This window comes from Inquilinus ginsengisoli, assembly GCF_050434925.1.
In the GTDB taxonomy this organism is placed as follows: Bacteria; Pseudomonadota; Alphaproteobacteria; order DSM-16000; family Inquilinaceae; genus Inquilinus; species Inquilinus ginsengisoli_B.
In genome coordinates this window covers 8405819-8421849 of record NZ_JBNDJK010000001.1, presented here as the reverse complement: position 1 = coordinate 8421849, position 16031 = coordinate 8405819, and the positions used below count along the sequence as shown (strand labels likewise).

Annotated in this window: 15 protein-coding genes and 5 pseudogenes; 10 read left to right on the top strand and 10 right to left on the bottom strand. The window is 64.9% G+C overall.

The annotated features are described in order from the left end of the window. Nucleotides 1-317: 317 nt before the first annotated feature. Both QFZ27_RS39270 and QFZ27_RS39265 read left to right on the top strand, forming a co-directional pair. Nucleotides 318-629 (top strand): annotated as a pseudogene (locus QFZ27_RS39270) (transposase); the annotation flags it as partial. A gap of 362 nt (nucleotides 630-991) precedes the next feature. Then, nucleotides 992-1711, top strand: coding sequence for a hypothetical protein (locus tag QFZ27_RS39265; protein ID WP_429232368.1), 720 nt, complete (start codon nucleotides 992-994; stop codon nucleotides 1709-1711). A 10-nt stretch (nucleotides 1712-1721) separates the two neighbouring features. Here the strand turns inward: QFZ27_RS39265 and QFZ27_RS39260 are convergent, their stop codons facing one another. Next, nucleotides 1722-2174, bottom strand: coding sequence for a GlxA family transcriptional regulator (locus tag QFZ27_RS39260; protein WP_429232367.1), 453 nt, complete (start codon nucleotides 2172-2174; stop codon nucleotides 1722-1724). Further along, complete coding sequence (locus QFZ27_RS39255; protein ID WP_429232366.1) at nucleotides 2171-2662, bottom strand: AraC family transcriptional regulator; 492 nt, start codon at nucleotides 2660-2662, stop codon at nucleotides 2171-2173. The genes QFZ27_RS39260 and QFZ27_RS39255 overlap by 4 nt, the downstream gene beginning before the upstream one ends. A 360-nt stretch (nucleotides 2663-3022) precedes the next feature. On the opposite strand from QFZ27_RS39255, the gene QFZ27_RS39250 reads away from it, so the two are divergent. Next, nucleotides 3023-3775: an SDR family oxidoreductase gene (locus QFZ27_RS39250; protein ID WP_429232365.1), complete on the top strand. Its 753-nt coding sequence runs from the start codon at nucleotides 3023-3025 to the stop codon at nucleotides 3773-3775. 273 nt (nucleotides 3776-4048) lie between these two features. Here the strand turns inward: QFZ27_RS39250 and QFZ27_RS39245 are convergent, their stop codons facing one another. Together QFZ27_RS39245 and QFZ27_RS39240 are read right to left on the bottom strand one after the other, a co-directional pair. Further along, nucleotides 4049-4924, bottom strand: coding sequence for an N-acyl homoserine lactonase family protein (locus tag QFZ27_RS39245; protein ID WP_429232364.1), 876 nt, complete (start codon nucleotides 4922-4924; stop codon nucleotides 4049-4051). Nucleotides 4925-4973: 49 nt separating this feature from the next. Beyond that, on the bottom strand, nucleotides 4974-6206 hold the full coding sequence (locus tag QFZ27_RS39240) for an MFS transporter (RefSeq protein WP_429232363.1): 1233 nt from the start codon (nucleotides 6204-6206) through the stop codon (nucleotides 4974-4976). Between the two features lie 177 nt (nucleotides 6207-6383). Between QFZ27_RS39240 and QFZ27_RS39235 the strand changes: the two genes are divergently transcribed. The 3 genes and pseudogenes from QFZ27_RS39235 (at nucleotide 6384) to QFZ27_RS39225 (ending at nucleotide 8605) form a co-directional block, all read left to right on the top strand. Further along, on the top strand, nucleotides 6384-6938 hold the full coding sequence (locus tag QFZ27_RS39235; RefSeq protein ID WP_429232362.1) for a TetR/AcrR family transcriptional regulator: 555 nt from the start codon (nucleotides 6384-6386) through the stop codon (nucleotides 6936-6938). A 74-nt stretch (nucleotides 6939-7012) separates the two neighbouring features. Continuing rightward, a pseudogene (locus QFZ27_RS39230) lies at nucleotides 7013-7294 on the top strand (DDE-type integrase/transposase/recombinase); the annotation flags it as partial. Nucleotides 7295-7360: 66 nt separating this feature from the next. Beyond that, nucleotides 7361-8605: an IS256 family transposase gene (locus tag QFZ27_RS39225; protein WP_429232361.1), complete on the top strand. Its 1245-nt coding sequence runs from the start codon at nucleotides 7361-7363 to the stop codon at nucleotides 8603-8605. A gap of 109 nt (nucleotides 8606-8714) precedes the next feature. Here the strand turns inward: QFZ27_RS39225 and QFZ27_RS39220 are convergent. The 6 genes and pseudogenes from QFZ27_RS39220 to QFZ27_RS39195 all read right to left on the bottom strand — a co-directional run. Then, nucleotides 8715-8969: pseudogene (locus tag QFZ27_RS39220) on the bottom strand (transposase domain-containing protein); the annotation flags it as partial. Between the two features lie 62 nt (nucleotides 8970-9031). Continuing rightward, nucleotides 9032-9385, bottom strand: a complete 354-nt coding sequence (gene tnpB / locus QFZ27_RS39215) for an IS66 family insertion sequence element accessory protein TnpB (RefSeq protein WP_429232360.1) — start codon at nucleotides 9383-9385, stop codon at nucleotides 9032-9034. Next, nucleotides 9382-9834 carry an IS66-like element accessory protein TnpA gene (tnpA, locus tag QFZ27_RS39210; RefSeq protein ID WP_429232359.1) on the bottom strand — a complete coding sequence of 151 codons (453 nt, stop codon included), beginning with the start codon at nucleotides 9832-9834 and terminating at the stop codon, nucleotides 9382-9384. The genes tnpB and tnpA overlap by 4 nt, the downstream gene beginning before the upstream one ends. A 99-nt stretch (nucleotides 9835-9933) precedes the next feature. Beyond that, nucleotides 9934-10478, bottom strand: a pseudogene (locus QFZ27_RS39205) (helix-turn-helix domain-containing protein); the annotation flags it as partial. A 105-nt stretch (nucleotides 10479-10583) separates the two neighbouring features. Beyond that, nucleotides 10584-11363, bottom strand: a complete 780-nt coding sequence (locus tag QFZ27_RS39200; RefSeq protein ID WP_429232358.1) for an amidohydrolase family protein — start codon at nucleotides 11361-11363, stop codon at nucleotides 10584-10586. Beyond that, the gene (locus QFZ27_RS39195; RefSeq protein ID WP_429232357.1) at nucleotides 11305-11637 is read right to left on the bottom strand and encodes an amidohydrolase family protein; all 333 of its coding nucleotides are present in this window, start codon (nucleotides 11635-11637) and stop codon (nucleotides 11305-11307) included. The genes QFZ27_RS39200 and QFZ27_RS39195 overlap by 59 nt, the downstream gene beginning before the upstream one ends. A gap of 103 nt (nucleotides 11638-11740) precedes the next feature. Here QFZ27_RS39195 and QFZ27_RS39190 point away from each other — a divergent pair, with 103 nt between their 5' ends. The 4 genes and pseudogenes from QFZ27_RS39190 to QFZ27_RS39175 all read left to right on the top strand — a co-directional run bounded on the left by QFZ27_RS39190 (nucleotide 11741) and on the right by QFZ27_RS39175 (nucleotide 15895). Next, nucleotides 11741-12526: an AraC family transcriptional regulator gene (locus QFZ27_RS39190; protein ID WP_429232356.1), complete on the top strand. Its 786-nt coding sequence runs from the start codon at nucleotides 11741-11743 to the stop codon at nucleotides 12524-12526. Nucleotides 12527-12569: 43 nt separating this feature from the next. Then, a pseudogene (gene istB, locus QFZ27_RS39185) lies at nucleotides 12570-13120 on the top strand (IS21-like element helper ATPase IstB); the annotation flags it as partial. A gap of 186 nt (nucleotides 13121-13306) precedes the next feature. Further along, the gene (locus tag QFZ27_RS39180; RefSeq protein ID WP_429232355.1) at nucleotides 13307-13744 is read left to right on the top strand and encodes a site-specific integrase; all 438 of its coding nucleotides are present in this window, start codon (nucleotides 13307-13309) and stop codon (nucleotides 13742-13744) included. Nucleotides 13745-13987: 243 nt separating this feature from the next. Next, complete coding sequence (locus QFZ27_RS39175) at nucleotides 13988-15895, top strand: adenylate/guanylate cyclase domain-containing protein (protein ID WP_429232354.1); 1908 nt, start codon at nucleotides 13988-13990, stop codon at nucleotides 15893-15895. Nucleotides 15896-16031: the final 136 nt, after the last annotated feature.

The window sequence follows — 16031 nt, the reverse complement described above, 5'->3', positions numbered from 1 at the left end:
AGGTCCCAAGGATCACCCGTGGTATGGATCGCCTCGCGAGCGCTCCCGCGCGCAGCCGCAGGTTTGCGATGTTGCGGCATCGACGCAGCGGACTTGCTTGCCGGGCGTTCAAGGCGGTGTCGAGGGCAGGCAATGTCGGTTCGCCGATTCAGAAAAGCAGTTTGACTATACTTGATCTCGGAATCGAAATCAGAGTCAAATCAATAAATCTGCGGATTGTATTAAAATATAGTAAAATAAAGCGTAGCGCAAATTCGCTTTAAACCCGTGGAAATGTAATGCATCGAGAAGCGAAATTTTCAGTGTTGGCCTTCCCGTGCAACACGTCTCCGATCAAGCTGCGATGCACGACCGGACAGGAGCGGCGCATCAAGCGCTGGGAGCATGAAGCCGTCATCGACGCCATGCAGCAGCGGCTGGACCAGGCGCCAAACGCCATGCGCGTTCGCCGCCAGACGGCCGAGCACCCGTTCGGCACCCTTAAGGCCTGGATGGGAGCGACACACTTCCTGACCCGCACCTTGAAGCGGGTCAGCACGGAGATGAGCCTTTACGTCCTCGCCTACAATCTCAAGCGCGTGATCTCGATCCTCGGCGTCGACGGCTCGCTGCAGGCGATCCGAGCCTGACGCCTGGCTTACAACCAGTCCCAACGACCACACCCAACCCATCCAGCTCATCGCACGCGCGTTTCCACACAGCCTGGGTCGCGTGCAGTCGTGTCCGTTTCGAGGTGCCGGCCTGCGATGGCCGGGTTTCGGCCACGTTCCGAGATCCGGGCTTGGCCGGGAAGGCCAGGATCCTATGGGTTCTAGCGATGTCCGGTGTCGGGGCGCCGATGCCCTGACCGCTTTTGGCGCGGACGCGAAGCTGAGCGGCTGATGAAGGCGGTGGCCGGAAACAAGGCATCTACGGCGTTCGCGGAATGCTTGCCGGGGCCTTAGCCTTCGGGCGGTAGGTAGACTTTCTTGCCACCGTAGCGGAGCGTGCCATGTCGAGGCTCAGGGACTTTGCGATCGAAGCCCCATGGGGATTGCAGCGTTGGCGGCAGTTCGAACGGCTCACCGCCGATCTCGAGCAGGGCGGGGTGCTGTGGCCGTTGAAGGGGCAGCCGCAGACCCTCGAACGCACCACGGTCACGGTCGACCTGCGCAAGGAATGGGCGTCCCATGCGCCGTTCGGCGCCGGGCGCCGCCGTTCCGAATTCGAGCCCGGACGGGTGGCCCTGGAAGCCGCGGACGGGACGTTGCTGGAGGAACTCCGGGATCCTCGCAGGAGCTTCGCGGGCCACACGCTGCAGACGCCGTGGACAGAGCTTCAACTGGCCTACTTCGCCGGTTGCGCCATGTGGGCGTATCTCAACACGCCCTTCCTGCTCGCCTGGCCGGGCGTCGAGACCGAGGAGATCGAGCCGTGGCGGACGGGTGAGGGCCTCTGGCGTCGTCTCGCCGTCCGCTTCCCGGCTGAGATCGCGACGCACTGCGCGGTGCAGACGCTCTACTTCGATGCCGAGGGGCTGCTGAAGCGCCACGACTATGACGTGGAGATCGCCGGCAACGCGCCGGGCGCCCACCTCGTCGACGACTATGTGGACGTCTCGGGCATCAGGTTTCCGACCAAGAGGCGGATCTTCGCGCGGCAGCCCGACGGCAGCTTCAGCGAAGAGCCGCTGGTGGTGTCGATCGATCTGTCCAACATCCGGCTGAGCTGACGTCCGGTCACTAAAGCACGGCGAGGGTGCCCGATTCATTGCGGATCGCTCTGGGCACCTCGCCATGCACCCGGATGAAGGCCTGGCGCATGCGCTCGCGGTTGGCGAAGCCGGACTCCTGCGCGACGGCCTCGATGGGCAGCCGGCTCTGCTCCAGCATCAGTTTCGCGGCCTCGATCCGCAGGGCCTCGACCGCCTTGGCCGGGGTCGTCCCGGTCTGGGAACGGAACAGGCGCGTGAACTGCCGCGGGCTCAGGCATGCGGCGCGCGCCAGATCCTCGATGCTCAGACCCTCGCGCAGATTCTGCCTGGCATTGGTCAGCGCCCGTTGGATCCTGTCCTCGCTGACGCCGAGATCCAGCATGGCGGAATGCTGCGACTGCCCGCCGGACCGCCGGTGATACATCACCATGCCTTTGGCGACGGCCCGGGCCCGGTCCGGCCCCAGGTCCCGCTCGATCATCCCGACACCAGGTCCGTTCCGGCGCTCATGCCGGCGGAGGTCCAGATCTGGCCGTCCGCCATGAAGATCTTGTCCATGTCGACCCGGCACTCCGGGAACCGGGCCCGCAGCTCGGCCGCATAGCGCCAATGCGTCGTCGCGCGCCGCCCGTTCAGCAGCCCTGCATCCCCGAGAACGAAGGAGCCCAGGCAAATGGACGCGACACGCCGCGCGTCCCGGGCGGCGGCGCGGAGAAGCCGGACCAGGCCGGGCGACGACGTCGGGATCTCGAGACCTGCGGCGACGATAAGCGTGTCGAAGGGGGGCTGGTCGAAGGGCTCCGTCATGACCTGGATCCCCGAGGAGGAGGCGACCAGCCCGCCATCCTCCGACAGCACGTGGAGGTCGTAGACCTTCTCTCCCGCATGCTTGTTGGCCACGTCGAAGGCCGCCACCGCGCCGAAGCAGACCGCCTGGAAGCTCGGGCACAGAACCAAGCCAACTCTCATGATTCCTCCTGGACACAAGGCTCATCGTATCTGGTTGCGCGCCTCCTCCTTCGCCAATGTCATGGCCGAAAGGATGTCATCTACGTCCTGTCCGCCCGGATTGTCCATTGATACGGCCGCCACCGAGAGCGCAAGAGCAACGCCACCCACACGTGAAGTATTTCCGACATTCCAAGATTAGATTCGCTCTTTTGCCGCCACCAAGTCGTGTTCGGCCCGGAAAGGCGATATGGCCGGAAACCAAGCATCTATGTCGTTCGCGAGATGACGCAGGTCGACCATTGTTCCTGCACTGCAACTGCAACATGGCCCAAGGCAAGTTGTGCGGGTCATCTTCTCCAAGGACGATTCCTCATGCAAATGACAGGTAACACCATCTTCATCACCGGAGGCACGTCGGGCATCGGACGCGGGCTTGCCGAGGCCTTTCACCGGCTTGGCAACAAGGTGATCATTGCGGGCCGGCGTAAGGCCTTGCTGGACGAGGTGGCGACTGCCAATCCCGGCATCGAGGGCATTGAACTCGACATAGCCGATCCGGCCGACGTTGCGCGCGTCGCGGCCAAGCTGATCAGTGACCACCCCGCGCTCAATGTCCTAATCAACAATGCGGGTATCATGCCTTTCGATGATGCCTCCGGTTCTATTGACGAGGCGGTCATGCGCCAGCTGATCGACACCAATCTCGTCGGCCCTATCCTCATGACGTCAGCCTTGATCGAGCATCTCAAGTCGCAGTCGCGGGCTACGATCATTCACAACACATCCGTCCTGGCCTTTGTGCCGCTGGCCGCGACGGCTATCTATTCGGCGACCAAGGCCGCCCTGCATTCCTATGCGCTGTCGCAGCGCTTCAAATTGCGCAACACCACGGTGCGGGTTCAGGAGATCGCGCCGCCATGGGTCGACACGGATCTGATCAAGAAGAGCGGTGATCCGCGCGCCATGCCGCTCGATGCCTTCATCACCGAGACGATGAAAGGCCTGGAGACTGACAGCGAAGAGGTTTTCGTCGAGGCGATCCGTGTGCTGCGGGATAATCCGGGCAGCGGCGAACATCAGCTCATCAATTCTTTTAATGCGGAGATGGAAGCCAACCCCCTCCCGGTCTGACGGCACGGGGCGCCCCTCTTGCGGTTCACCATGGCAGGAGACGCGCCCGCCGCGCCCGCTGCCTTTTTTCCGGCGGGGCGGAGAGGCATCCTTTGTCGGGAGGCCGCCATCACTGCCCGACCTATGGGACCACAGGGGCCACAGGATGCCGTAGTCACCCTGTCTCGATTCACGAATGAAGAGGCACGGCTTCCAAGGTGCCGATAGGTTTGGGGCGGAGTGATCGATCTGCGGGAGGAAGCTGCCGGCGCCGCTCCCTCCCGCCCCCTCGCCTTATGCAGCTACGGACAGGCTCTGCGCCAGCAGCCCATAGTTCGCGGCGCGGGTGACATCGGCTTCGGGATTGCTGATCGCGCCGGCATAGCGCCCGATGACGCGCCCTCCCGAAATCAGCGCAGGGTCGTCATGCCCGATCAGCAGGAAGCGGCTGTCCGACAGGGCGCGCTTGATCGCGCGCTTCTCCTCCAGTGACGACATGGCTCGGTTCGCCGTGATGGTCGGCTCATGGAAATTGTGGTCAAGGATCGGCGCAACCAGCTGATCGTCGATGTGATACGCAATGTCTCCCGCAATGTTGGCGATGCCTTCGTCGGTTTCGACCAGCACGGAGATCGACCCCGGCGTATGCCCGCCCGACAGTCGAACCGCAACGCCCGGGATCACCTCCTCCTCATAGGTCCCATCGACATCGAACAAGCGCAGTGCGCCGCGGGTGTGCAGCCGATCGATGAGATGCTTTGTATCGGCGGCCGTGTACATGCCGGAGCCCATGACGCCGGACGCCGAGAACTCCAATTCGCGTCGTGCCAGTGCCACGGTGGTGGTCATCGGGAAGAGATCATCGCCGCCGGCATGGTCGATATGGGCATGCGTGTGCACGATGTAGCGAATGTCGGATCGGGTGAGCCCATGCACGGCGAGGTGGTGGTCGAGCGTCATCTCCGGCGTCCGCACCCCCTGCATGCCGAAAGCGTCGAATATGTCGACGTCGCGTGGCCCCGTATCCACCAGCACCGGCGCCTCGCCGCCGGTGATCAGGAATCCAAGGAACGGGATCCTGGTTTTCACGCCGGGGGTCCGGAACAGGACGAGCCCGGACGCATCCATGGTGAGTTCGCCCAGCCGAATCGGATGGATCTTGAGTGTCATGATCAGTCTCCTGAGGTTGAAGAGTATCGAACCGAACGGTTCAAAATTGTCATGCTTCTGACGAAGGGCGTTCGCCGCTCCCGTCCGCCGCGCCAAGCGGGAGCATGCTGGCTCCCGCGACCACCACCAGGCAGAGTGTCGCCATGATTGTGATGCCGGTCAGGGCGGCAACTGGCAGGCCCGAGATCGTCGCCGTCTTGCCGAGGCCGAGCGCCAGCGCGCCGGTGAACAGATAGGCGAGCAGGAACACCGCGGACATGATCGAGCCGCGTATCGCCTTCGGTGTGTGGGCGCTCACGATGGCAAGGCCGCCATAGACCATGAACGCGTAGCCGATGCCGGAGACAGCCGAGGCCGCAACGAAGGCGGCGAGGCTGTGCGCCAGCACCGCGATGGCCAGAAACAGCATGCCGACCAGCGAGGCTGCCGAACCAAGGAGGATCGCCAGCCGGGCAGCCAGTCGCCGGCCGACCAGGCCAGTGACGCCGAGAGCCACCGCGAAGATCGACAGGGCGGCGCCGTTGATGAAGACGTTCGACGATCGTACGAGCTGCTCGGCAATCTCCGCACCCAGCGAGGTGACGAGAACGCCGTGCGTGTAGGCCGTCATCACCGTCACCGCGGTGAACCAGAAGGGGAGGCGCATTTCCGGCGGAATCTGCGGTAGGCGCAGGCGCCAGGGCCCGCCGGTTGCGACCCCCTCCCGTCCCGGCAGCCGGCTGAGGGCGGCAAGCAGCAGAAGCAGGAGCGCAAGGAGAACGGCGAAGCTGAGCCGTGTCGGAAAAGGAGCGTACTGAGTGAGCGCGCCCCCGACGAGCAGTGCTGCCGAGAAGCCGGTGGCCTGTGCGACGATTGCCACCGAACTCGCCCGCGCCTCGGCGCCTTCACCCGCAAAGTCGACCAATGCGGCCGCCGAGGGGCCGGCGGAGAGGCCAACGCCGATGCCCATCAGCACCCGTCCAGCGAACAGAATGTCGACATCGGTCGCCAGCGCGAAGAGCAGCACGCCCGACGCCGACGCCGCCACGCCATAGAACATGGCGCGCCCACGGCCGATGCGATCCGAAAGATCCCCGAAGACCAGCAATGCACCGACCACCGTCACAGGATAGATGGCGAAGATGGCCGTGGTCAGCGTGGGCGTGAGATTCCACTGTCGCGCATAGAGCGGATAGGTCATCGCCGGCGCCGCGCTGGTCCAGAGGGTGTGGGCGACAACGCCGGCGGCAGTCCAGAAACTGGCTCGGCGCGAGAGCACACGTCTGCTGATGAGCCGCGACATCAATTTCCTGCCAGGTCGAGGGAAGACATTTTGAACCGATCGGTTCATAACTAGGCGACCCATCGGCTGCTTGCAAGCCTTAATGAACCGTTCGGTTCAAATAATTTCTCGAGAGGGAGGGACGGAAGCGTCGCCCAAGCAATTGAACTGATCAGTTCGGAATTCTATCTTCAGGAGATGGCAAGACCGAAGAAATTCGACCGCAACTCCTTGCTCGACAAGGCGATCCCGCTATTTTGGCGTTCGGGCTATGTGGGCACCAACCTACACGAGCTCGAGCGCGCGACCGGGGTGAACAAGTCCGGCCTCTATTCCGAGTTCGAGAACAAGGACGACCTCTTTGTCTCGGCGCTGAAGCGCTACTTTGATACGCGACCTGGACTTGCCATGCTGCAGCGCCCCCCGTTGGGCTGGGGCAATGTCGAGACCTTTCTGCGGACATTACCGTTCAATACCCCAGGATGTGCCGGCTGCCTGTCGGTGAATTCGACCCGGGAGGTCGCCGATCTGCCCGAGCGGGCCGTCTCGCTGATCCGCGACTTCAACGCGGCACAGAGAGCTGCGCTCGCCGGCAATGTGGCGGAGGAGGGGCCGGCCATGCCGGTGGACGCGGTCTGTGATCTCATTGCCACCTTCTTTGCGGGCGCCTGCATTGAGGCCAATCTGGGCGCCGACCGGAACACCCATGAGGCGCGCGTCACTCGCTTCATGGAGCTGCTGCGCAAGCTCTGAAAGCCAACGCCACTCGGCTCGTGTCGCCAGCAGGGAGGGGCGGTTCCTGACCACGTTGGCATCCAGCAGGGAAAGTGACGTACGAGACGATCCGCCGCTGGGTGAGCAGGTTCGGTCCGATCATCGCCCGGCGCCTTCGGGCGCGGCGGCCGGCGCCGCACCGTCGCTGACACCTCGACGAGATGTTCGTCCGGATCGGCGGCAAGTCGATGTATCTCTGGCGGGCCGTCGATGCCGAAGGTGAGGTGCTCGAGGTGCTGGTTCAGGCCAGGCGGGACGCGGCTGCCGCCTGCAAGCTGATGCGCAAGCTCCTCCGGAGGCAGGGGATCGCTCCAACCGCCGGGGTCACCGACAAGGAGGGTGTCCGGTATCTTGTGTAAGTGAGCTCCGCGGGTTCAACATTTAGTAGTGGAGGACTTGCGATGACGACACTGCGACCGGAGCTTCTGGACGAGCTGCTGTCGGGGTATGAGCAGCCGGAGGATCTGCTGGGCGAGGCCGGACTGTTCCGGCAGTTGAAGAAGGCGCTGCTGGAGCGGGCGCTGGGGGCGGAGCTGAGCGCGCACCTGGGCTACGAGAAGGGCGACCCGGCCGGGCGGGGCACGGGCAACAGCCGCGACGGCACCTCGGCCAAGACGGTGCTGACCGAGGAGGGCGAGCTGGAGCTGGCGGTGCCGCGCGACCGCAACGGCACCTTCGAGCCGCTGATCGTGCCCAAGGGCGCACGCCGTCTCGACGGCTTCGACGAGCGGATCGTGTCGCTTTACGCCCGCGGTATGACGGTGCGCGAGATTCAGGGCCACCTGCAGGAGATGTACGGCGTCGAGGTGTCGCCGGACCTGATCAGCCGGGTCACCGACGCCGTGCTCGAGGAGGTCCGGACGTGGCAGACCCGGCCGCTCGACCCGGTCTATCCGGTGGTGTTCTTCGACGCGCTCAGGGTCAAGATCCGCGACGAGGGCCTGGTCCGCAACAAGGCGGTCTACGTTGCGCTGGCGATCACGGCCGAGGGCGACAAGGAGGTGCTCGGCCTGTGGATCGAGCAGACCGAAGGCGCCAAGTTCTGGCTCAAGGTCATGAACGAGCTGAAGGCCCGCGGCGTCGGCGACATCCTGATCGCGGTGGTCGACGGGCTGACCGGCTTCCCCGATGCGATCGGCGCCGTGTTCCCGCAGACGACGGTGCAGACCCCCGATCGGGTCGGGGGCAGGCTCTGCATCGTCCATCTGATCCGCAACTCGCTGGCCTTCGTGTCGTGGAAGGACCGCCGCACGGTGCTGCCCGACATCAAGGCGATCTACCGGGCCGAGACAATCGAGGCGGCTGCGGCCAGGCTCGACGAGTTCGAGACCGAGTGGGGGGCGCGCTATCCGGCGATCGCGCCGATGTGGCGGCGGTCCTGGGAGCACGTGGTGCCGATGTTCGCCTTCCCGCCGGCGATCCGGAAGATGATCTACACCACCAACGCGGTGGAGAGCCTGCACCGCTCGCTGCGCAAGATCATCAAGACCCGCGGCAGCTTCCCGAGTGACGAGGCCGCGACCAAGTTGCTGTTCCTGGCGATCCGCAACGCCGGCCTGCGCTGGAAACGGCCGGTTGAATGGACCGCCGCGATGGGGCAGTTTGCCATTCTGTTCGCCGACCGCTTTGCGGCCTCAGCGCGCTGAGGCCGCAAAGCACGATGCCCGCGGGCCACTTACACAGATCATCGGATACACCCCGCTTGCCCTCGCGCCCAGATGCCGACGGCACTGCCTCCGTCCGCGCCTCGGTCTCGGCGTGGTCCTCCTTGATGTCGCCGATAACCAACTCGAGCTGCTCGACGGCGCGGTCGAGCTTCTCCGACGAGCGGCCGAACCGGGCCCGGCGCAACGCCGCCAGCTCCGCCTTCAGCTTCTCGATGTGCAGGGTCTTGGCATGGATCTCGGCGTTCCGGGCCGCGATCTCCCGCTGCACCTCGACCTGCAGCGCGGCTGCGAAGGCGCGCAATTCGGCAGGATCGGTGGGTAGGGAGGCCGTCGCCAGCGACATGCCCCCTGTCTAGCAGATCCGACCCGCCGAAGCCAGGATTCCCGCATGGAATCAGCGCGTTGTCAGATCACCGCGGGCCGCCGCGGTGGCTCCGGCGGCACCGTCCGCCGCCAGTCCATCGCCTCGACCAGCAACGCCATCTGGGCTGGAGTCAGCACCATCGTGCCGTCGACGATCGGCGGCCACACGAACTTGCCCTTCTCCAGCCTCTTGGCGAACAGGCACAGCCCCGTGCCGTCGTAGTGAAGAATCTTCAGGTAGTCCGCTTTTCTGGACCTGAAGAGGAACAGATGGCCGGAATACGGATCCTGCCTCAACACCGCGGCGACGTCGGCGGCAAGGCCGTCAAAGCTGCGCCGCATGTCTGTCGGACGGCAGCAGAGATACACCTTCGTGCCGGGCGTCACCGTGATCACGGCAATTCCTTCAGCGCCTGCAGCACGCGCCGTAGCGCCCCCTGGTTGACGAAGGCGTCGACCCGGACCCGGGCCCCGCCCGGCAGGGCGATCTCGATCGCTCCCGGCCGCTGCTCGGTGCACGCCGCGGAGGAGGCTGGATCGGAACTCGCGGACCGCTCCGGTGCCGCCAGCGGCAGGCTCGCCGCCGCGGCCGTCCTCTCGCTCCCGCCGAACACGCCCAGCGGCACGAACTCCATCGGCACCGCGGATGCCCCGTCGCCAACACGCCCGGTCCGCTTCGCGACACCACGACCCTGGCCCGCCTGGCGCAACCACTTGAACAGCAGGTTGGCGTTCACCTCGTGCTGCCGGGCCACCTCCGCCACCGACGCTCCGGGCACCAGCGTCGCTTCGATGATCCGCTGCTTCTGCTCACCGCTCCAACTCCGCCGGCCCGAGCTCGACATCTGACTCCACTCCACCATGGTGTCCACCAACGCTGATAGTGGACACCAGCCTGGAGCCTACTCTCCTCCACCGGCAGGCGGCCTTCACATCACGCGTACCTGGATCTGGCTCTTCTCGTCGACCGACAGCACCACCGCATGGGCGGGGGGATCGACATAGAGGCCGACCACGTCATGAAGCTTGGCGACGAAGGCGGGGTCGGTCAGAGCTTGAAGGCGCGCCAGCGATGCGGTGCCAGGCCGTGGGTCTTCCAGATCTCCTGCACGGTCGAGACGGCGAGGCCGCAGGCCTTGGCCATGGCGCGCACCGTCCAGTGGGTCGCCTCGTGCGGCGGCTCCGTCTGGGTCAGGCGGACCACCTCGGCGACCCGGTCCGGCGCGACTGGCGCGCGTCCGGGCGGCCGCGTCTTGTCGCGCAACAGGCCGTCCACACCCTCGGCCATGAAGCGCTCCTGCCAGCGCCAGGCCGCTGTCTTGAACACTCCCGCTTCGCGCATGATTGTGGCCGTACCCGCCCCCGCGGCGCTGAGAAGCACGATCCGGGCTCGCCAGACATGCTTCTGTGCCGTGTTGCGGTCCGCAACCACCGCCTCCAGCCGGCGCCGATCCTCGGCGGCGACGTCGATGGAAATCCCTGTGCGCATCCCACACACTCGCACAGACTGCGCCCCATAAGAATCCTCAGCCGGACTCTTCCCTTCCGGTCAATCCACTAGGAAGGCTGACGGAGAGATCGACGAGGCGCCGGGTCATGAGGGTACTCCGCCGTCGATACCATCGATCCTGAAATGCCCCAGTGTGTCGGCGCCGTCACACGGCAGTGCTTGATCTGCACCGGCAACATGATGTGTGGCGCGCCGGAGCCGCGCCGCTGCGCCCGGAAATAATGACAGAGCATTATGACCGATCTGCTCGATCTGCTCTGGAGCCAGCCCGGCGAAGCCTAATATGGCCTCGATGTTCGCCCGCATCGTCTCCTCTACCGTGCAGGGAACGCCACAATCGGACCCGTAGACGATGTGGTCGCAGGTCGTCATAGCGAGCGCCGGCGCCAGCGTGTGGGCCGAGCCGGTCATAGCCGTGTCGAGGAACAACGCGCGCAAGTGCTGGCGCATCTCGTCCTGCGTGATGCCGTTCGGGTTGGGGATCCAGGGTTGGGTGCCGAGCAGGATCAGCCGTCCCGAGAGCGCCGGCAGTGCCGCCCCGCAATGGGCAAGTACCAGTTTGACGGCGGGAAATCGGCGGAAGATCCCAGCATACAGCATGTCGACAACGGTGCGGGTCGTCTCAAACGCTACGTCCAGCAACGGGCTGGGACGGCCGAATGTCCCGGCGGCGTAGGCATCGGGGTGCCCGAAGACCACGGCCTCCCGCCGGTTAAGTTCGGCCCAAACTGGCTCCAACCGCGGATCGCTTAAGTATACGCCGTTGTAGCAGAACGTGACCGCGAACCCATCTGCGTCCAGTTCGTCATAGCCACGGTATATTTCCGCCAATGCCGCTTCGGGATTGTCGGTTGGCAGCGGCAACGAGCAAGCCGAACCGGGATGGATGCCGGGCCACTAACGACGCGCCGTAGTCGTTGGACGTTTGCAACGCATGCAATGTCTTGGGGATATTGCTGAGCATCTGCATGGCGATGCCAATGCGGTCCATCGTGTCCAGCGCGGCTTCAAGGCTCCAGTCGGCCGGCTTGGGGCCGATCCAATCGGCCCTCTGCATCGCAAGCCAGCGCTCGGCGCTTTGCTCCGGCGTCATCGGCGGCGTGAAATGGGCGTGCACGTCGATCCACTGATCAACCATGGGGTGTCTCCCGACTCATGCCCTGCTTGGGCAAGTCAGATATAGAATTTGTCCGAAAAACGCGAGATAGTGACTTTCAGACAAAAGATTGCGAGGACCGGACATGCCCACGCGCCTGCCCAACCCCAATGCCGTCGGACAAATATCGGAACCGATTTCTCTTAGGACCTTGGATTTCGCCGCCGGAACTTTATTCCCACCCCAGCGTGCTCCATGGGGCAAACTGCTGTTTCCTGTTTCAGGCGTTGCGGACTTCACGATTGCGGGCGAGCGTTACGTGTCGCCGCCAGCCTACGCGATCTGGATTCCGCCGGAGGTTCTGCATGACTCGCGAACCCCGCACGCGACCCGTTACGCTTCGGTCTACGTCCGGCGGGACTTGTGCTGTGGCCTGCCTGACTTTCCCAGCACGCTCTCCCTCAGCCTGCTCATCAGGGCGATCGTGGCGGACTTCGCCATGCGCGACGTCACCTACCCGATTACAGCCGAGGATGAACGGCTTGGCCGGGTTTTGCTCGACCAGCTCCGGCTGGCTCCGCGGCATGAAAGCTATCTGCCATCCTCAGATGATCCCCTGCTCAGCCCGGTGTTGTCAGCGCTCCGGAATGCTCCCGGTGACCGCCGTTCGCTGGCTGAATGGGCTAGAGTCGTGAACACGACGGAGCGAACCTTGTCGAGGCGATGCCAGACCTCTCTCGGCCTGTCGTTCCATGAATGGCGTCAACGATTGAAACTCGTGACCGCCCTGACTCTGCTGGAAGCAGGCACGCCAGTTAAGGTAGTGTCACAACAACTTGGATACAGCGCCACTTCTGCATTCATCGCGATGTTTCACCAACTCACGGGCATGAGTCCGACTCGAATGATTAGGGACTATAAAGATTCCTGACCCCAGGGCGGTTCAACGCTGGCCAGATAGCCTTGTATGTGAGATCACGATCGCCAAGCTGCCGCTCGCCAAGGAGATCGACGACTTCGTCTTCGACGGCACACCGATCAACGAGACCCTGGTCCGCGATCTCGCCGGCGGCAACTTCCTCGCCCATCAGCGCAACATCGTGCTCGTTGGCGGCACCGGCACGGGCAAGACCCATCTTGCCGTCGCCATCGCGCGCGCCTGCATCCGGGACGGCGCCCGGGGCCGCTTCTTCAACGTCGTCGATCTGGTCAACAAGCTCGAGGCCGAAGCCCGCTCCGGCCGGCAGGGCCGCATGGCCGACTATCTCTGCAGGATGGGCTTCATCGTCCTCGACGAGCTCGGCTACTGCCCTTCGCCCAATCCGGCGGCCAGTTGCTGTTCCACCTGGTCAGCCGCCTCTATGAGCAATCCTCGGTCATCGTCACCACCAATCTGGCCTTCGGCGAATGGCCGAGCGTATTCGGCGACGCCAAGATGACCGCCGCGCTCCTGGACCGCTTGACCCATCACTGCGACATCGTCGAGACCGGAAACGAGAGCTGGCGCTTCAAGAACCGCGCCTGATCCCCCGCCCCGGACCCCACCCCCTGCGGTCGACCCGGTGGGACCACAGCGCCTCCCCGCGCGTGTCGCTCCGCCGCTCCTGGGGGCTACTCCGCGCCACGCGCGGGGCCCCTCCATGGACTACCGGGACGACCCGCTCAAGGGGTCAACATTCGACGCCGATACGGGGTCAATCTTGTCCGCCGATTGACATCCAAGACCGACCAGGAGCGGCGAGGGGAGGAGGTCGGCGTCCAGGCGGTGCCGGCATCGCCGCTCTGCGCCGTGACCGCGGTCTTGGCCTGGCTCGGGGCGCGGGGCGACACGCCCGGGCCGCTGTTCTGCCGGATCGACCGCGGCGGCCATCTAACCTATGGCGTCGACGGCCGGCTGCGGCCGATCGACAGCAAGACCGTCGCCCGCCTGGTCAAGCGGGTGATCGCCGGCACCGGGCTCGCAGAAGCGGAGTTCTCCGCCCATAGCCTGCGCGCCGGGATGATGACCGCCGCCGACCGCAAAGGCGTGCCGCTCGAGGCGGCGATGCAGCACGGCCGCTGGAAGGACGCGCGCACCGCCCGCGGCTACCGGCGGCATTCGAGCCTGTGGCAGGGGAACTTCACCGGCAAGCTGCTCGGGGACGAATAGCACAGGGAGATCATGCGACCGCGGAACTGCGAATTCCTGCCCGCGTTTGCGATTACGCACCGGGAGGAGTTCTCCCGCCTTTCGCGCCGGGCCGGTGCCATCGCGTCACAGCTCCGGCGGGTGTATGCTGTACTGGAGTCGACGGCTAACCGGGGCTGTGGGCGGGCGCCGACTTGGCCTCGCGAAGCGCACCGAAGAGCGACGTGCGGAACGGGCGGTGTAGGCGCTCTGGAGAGTGTCGGCATGGCTGTGCCTGTGCACCGGCGGCTCGCGGCCATCATGGCGGCCGACATCGTCGGGTATTCCCGGCTGATGGAGGCCGATGAGGCGGCGACCCTCGCCGCGATCAAGGACCTGAGATGCGCGGTGATCGATCCGCTGCTGGTCGAGCATCATGGCCGCATCGTCAAGCTGATGGGCGACGGCGCGATCGTCGAGTTCGGCTCCGTCGTCGATGCTGTGGCGTGCGCCGTTGCGGTGCAGAAGGGATGTGAAGCCCGGCAGACCGAGCGTCCGGGCGGACGCCGCATCGTCTTTCGCATCGGCGTCAACCTCGGCGATGTGGTCGTCGAAGGCGAGGATCTGCTCGGCGACGGCGTCAATGTCGCTGCCAGGCTGGAGCAGCTCTGCAGCCCCGGCGGCATCCTGATCTCTGGCACGGTCTTCGACCAGTTGCAGGGCAAGATCGACCGGCTGACGCTGGATTATGCCGGGGACCAGCATGTGAAGAACATCGCCCGGCCGGTCCGCACCTACAATGTCCGGCAGGACGGCGGCGGGCGGCCCTGGCGACTGCGCATGAGGCCGCATCTCAGCGAGATGCGCTGGGCGGCCGCGATCCTGACCGTGCTGGTGTTGGCCGGTGCCGGCTGGTGGTGGCTGGCGGCGGGCGAGCCGATGCGGGCCAGGGCGTCGATCGCCGTGATTCCCTTCGACAACCTCGGCGGCGACGAAGCTACCGGCCGCCTTGCCGACGGCGTCACCGACGACATCATCACCGACCTTGCCCGGTTCCGCGATCTGGAGGTCATCGCGCGGCACTCGACGATGATCTACAAAGGCAAGCCGATCGACGCTCGGGTGATCGGCAGCGACCTCAATGTGCGATTCGTGCTGGAAGGTTCGGTCCAGCGGGAGGGAAGCCGGGTTCGGGTAGCCGCGCAACTGGTCGATGCCAAGTCGGCGGCCCACCTCTGGTCGGAGCGTTGGGACAGGCCGGACCAGGATGTATTTGCCATTCAGACCGAATTGGCCCAGTTGCTCGCTGCGAAACTCGGCGGCTACACCGGCACGATCACATTGTCCGACCGGGATGCCGCGCGACGCAAGCGCCCGAGCGATCTCAACGCCTATGATCTCTATCTGCTGGGCATCGAGGCGAAGCACCGCGAGACGAAAGAAAGCCTCACCGAGGCCATTCAACTCCTGAAGCGGAGCATCGAGATCGATCCGAAGTTCGCTCGCGCCTGGACAGGACTTTCTTGGTCCTACGCCATGATGGCCGGGCGTGCCGAGAACATTGCCGAACTGACGGCGCTACAGCTGGATGCCGCGCGAAGGGCGGCGGAGCTTGATCCGCTGGACGCGGAGGCGCATGCCGCTTTCGGATCCGCGCTCGGGATGACAGGCGACTTGCAACAAGCATCCTCGGAACTGCGGCACGCCGTCAGTCTCAATCCAAACTCGGCTGATATCCTAACCTTCTATGCGGGCTGGGCGAGCGCCTTTGGCGACGTTGGGCCGGGCGTCGAAGCGGCGGAGCGCGCCATCCGGCTGAACCCCGAGAGCCCGAACTGGGCAATCGCCCAGTATCGCTACGCCTTCTTCATGGCGGGCCGCTACGAAGAGGCGTTGCAGTTGCAAAGACAGCGCCCGAAGCAGGGTTTTGCACGAGCCGACCATGCCTACTTGGCAGCGATTCTGGCGGCACTCGGTCGTGAAGAGGAGGCGCACACTGCCGTTGCCGAGGCGCTGGCGCAGTTTCCCGATCTGTCGATCGAAGGCTTTGCCGGGGGACCGGAATGGAGCGAGGCGGAACGGCACCGGTTTATCGAGACCATGGGCAAGGCGAATTTCCCGCCCTGCGCCAGCGAAGCCGTCCTGAAGGCCAGACCGGACCTCGTACGCTTGCCAGAATGCATCCAGAGTTAGTGTGTACTCGCTCGCGCCGCGAATCGGATCGGGCGTGTAAATCGGCATGGGGTACCGGCGCCGATCGGCGTCGTGAGTGCCTGATTTCTCGCGATAGTGAGCGATCCCGATCTGACGCTTATTCACAGTTTCGCAT

Coding starts and splice junctions, on each gene's coding strand:
- QFZ27_RS39265 (WP_429232368.1), top strand. CDS start 992: ATGTCGAGGCTCAGGGACTTTGCGATCGAAGCCCCATGGGGATTGCAG.
- QFZ27_RS39260 (WP_429232367.1), bottom strand. CDS start 2,174: ATGATCGAGCGGGACCTGGGGCCGGACCGGGCCCGGGCCGTCGCCAAA.
- QFZ27_RS39255 (WP_429232366.1), bottom strand. CDS start 2,662: ATGAGAGTTGGCTTGGTTCTGTGCCCGAGCTTCCAGGCGGTCTGCTTC.
- QFZ27_RS39250 (WP_429232365.1), top strand. CDS start 3,023: ATGACAGGTAACACCATCTTCATCACCGGAGGCACGTCGGGCATCGGA.
- QFZ27_RS39245 (WP_429232364.1), bottom strand. CDS start 4,924: ATGACACTCAAGATCCATCCGATTCGGCTGGGCGAACTCACCATGGAT.
- QFZ27_RS39240 (WP_429232363.1), bottom strand. CDS start 6,206: ATGTCGCGGCTCATCAGCAGACGTGTGCTCTCGCGCCGAGCCAGTTTC.
- QFZ27_RS39235 (WP_429232362.1), top strand. CDS start 6,384: ATGGCAAGACCGAAGAAATTCGACCGCAACTCCTTGCTCGACAAGGCG.
- QFZ27_RS39225 (WP_429232361.1), top strand. CDS start 7,361: ATGACGACACTGCGACCGGAGCTTCTGGACGAGCTGCTGTCGGGGTAT.
- tnpA (WP_429232359.1), bottom strand. CDS start 9,834: ATGTCGAGCTCGGGCCGGCGGAGTTGGAGCGGTGAGCAGAAGCAGCGG.
- QFZ27_RS39195 (WP_429232357.1), bottom strand. CDS start 11,637: ATGGTTGATCAGTGGATCGACGTGCACGCCCATTTCACGCCGCCGATG.
- QFZ27_RS39190 (WP_429232356.1), top strand. CDS start 11,741: ATGCCCACGCGCCTGCCCAACCCCAATGCCGTCGGACAAATATCGGAA.
- QFZ27_RS39175 (WP_429232354.1), top strand. CDS start 13,988: ATGGCTGTGCCTGTGCACCGGCGGCTCGCGGCCATCATGGCGGCCGAC.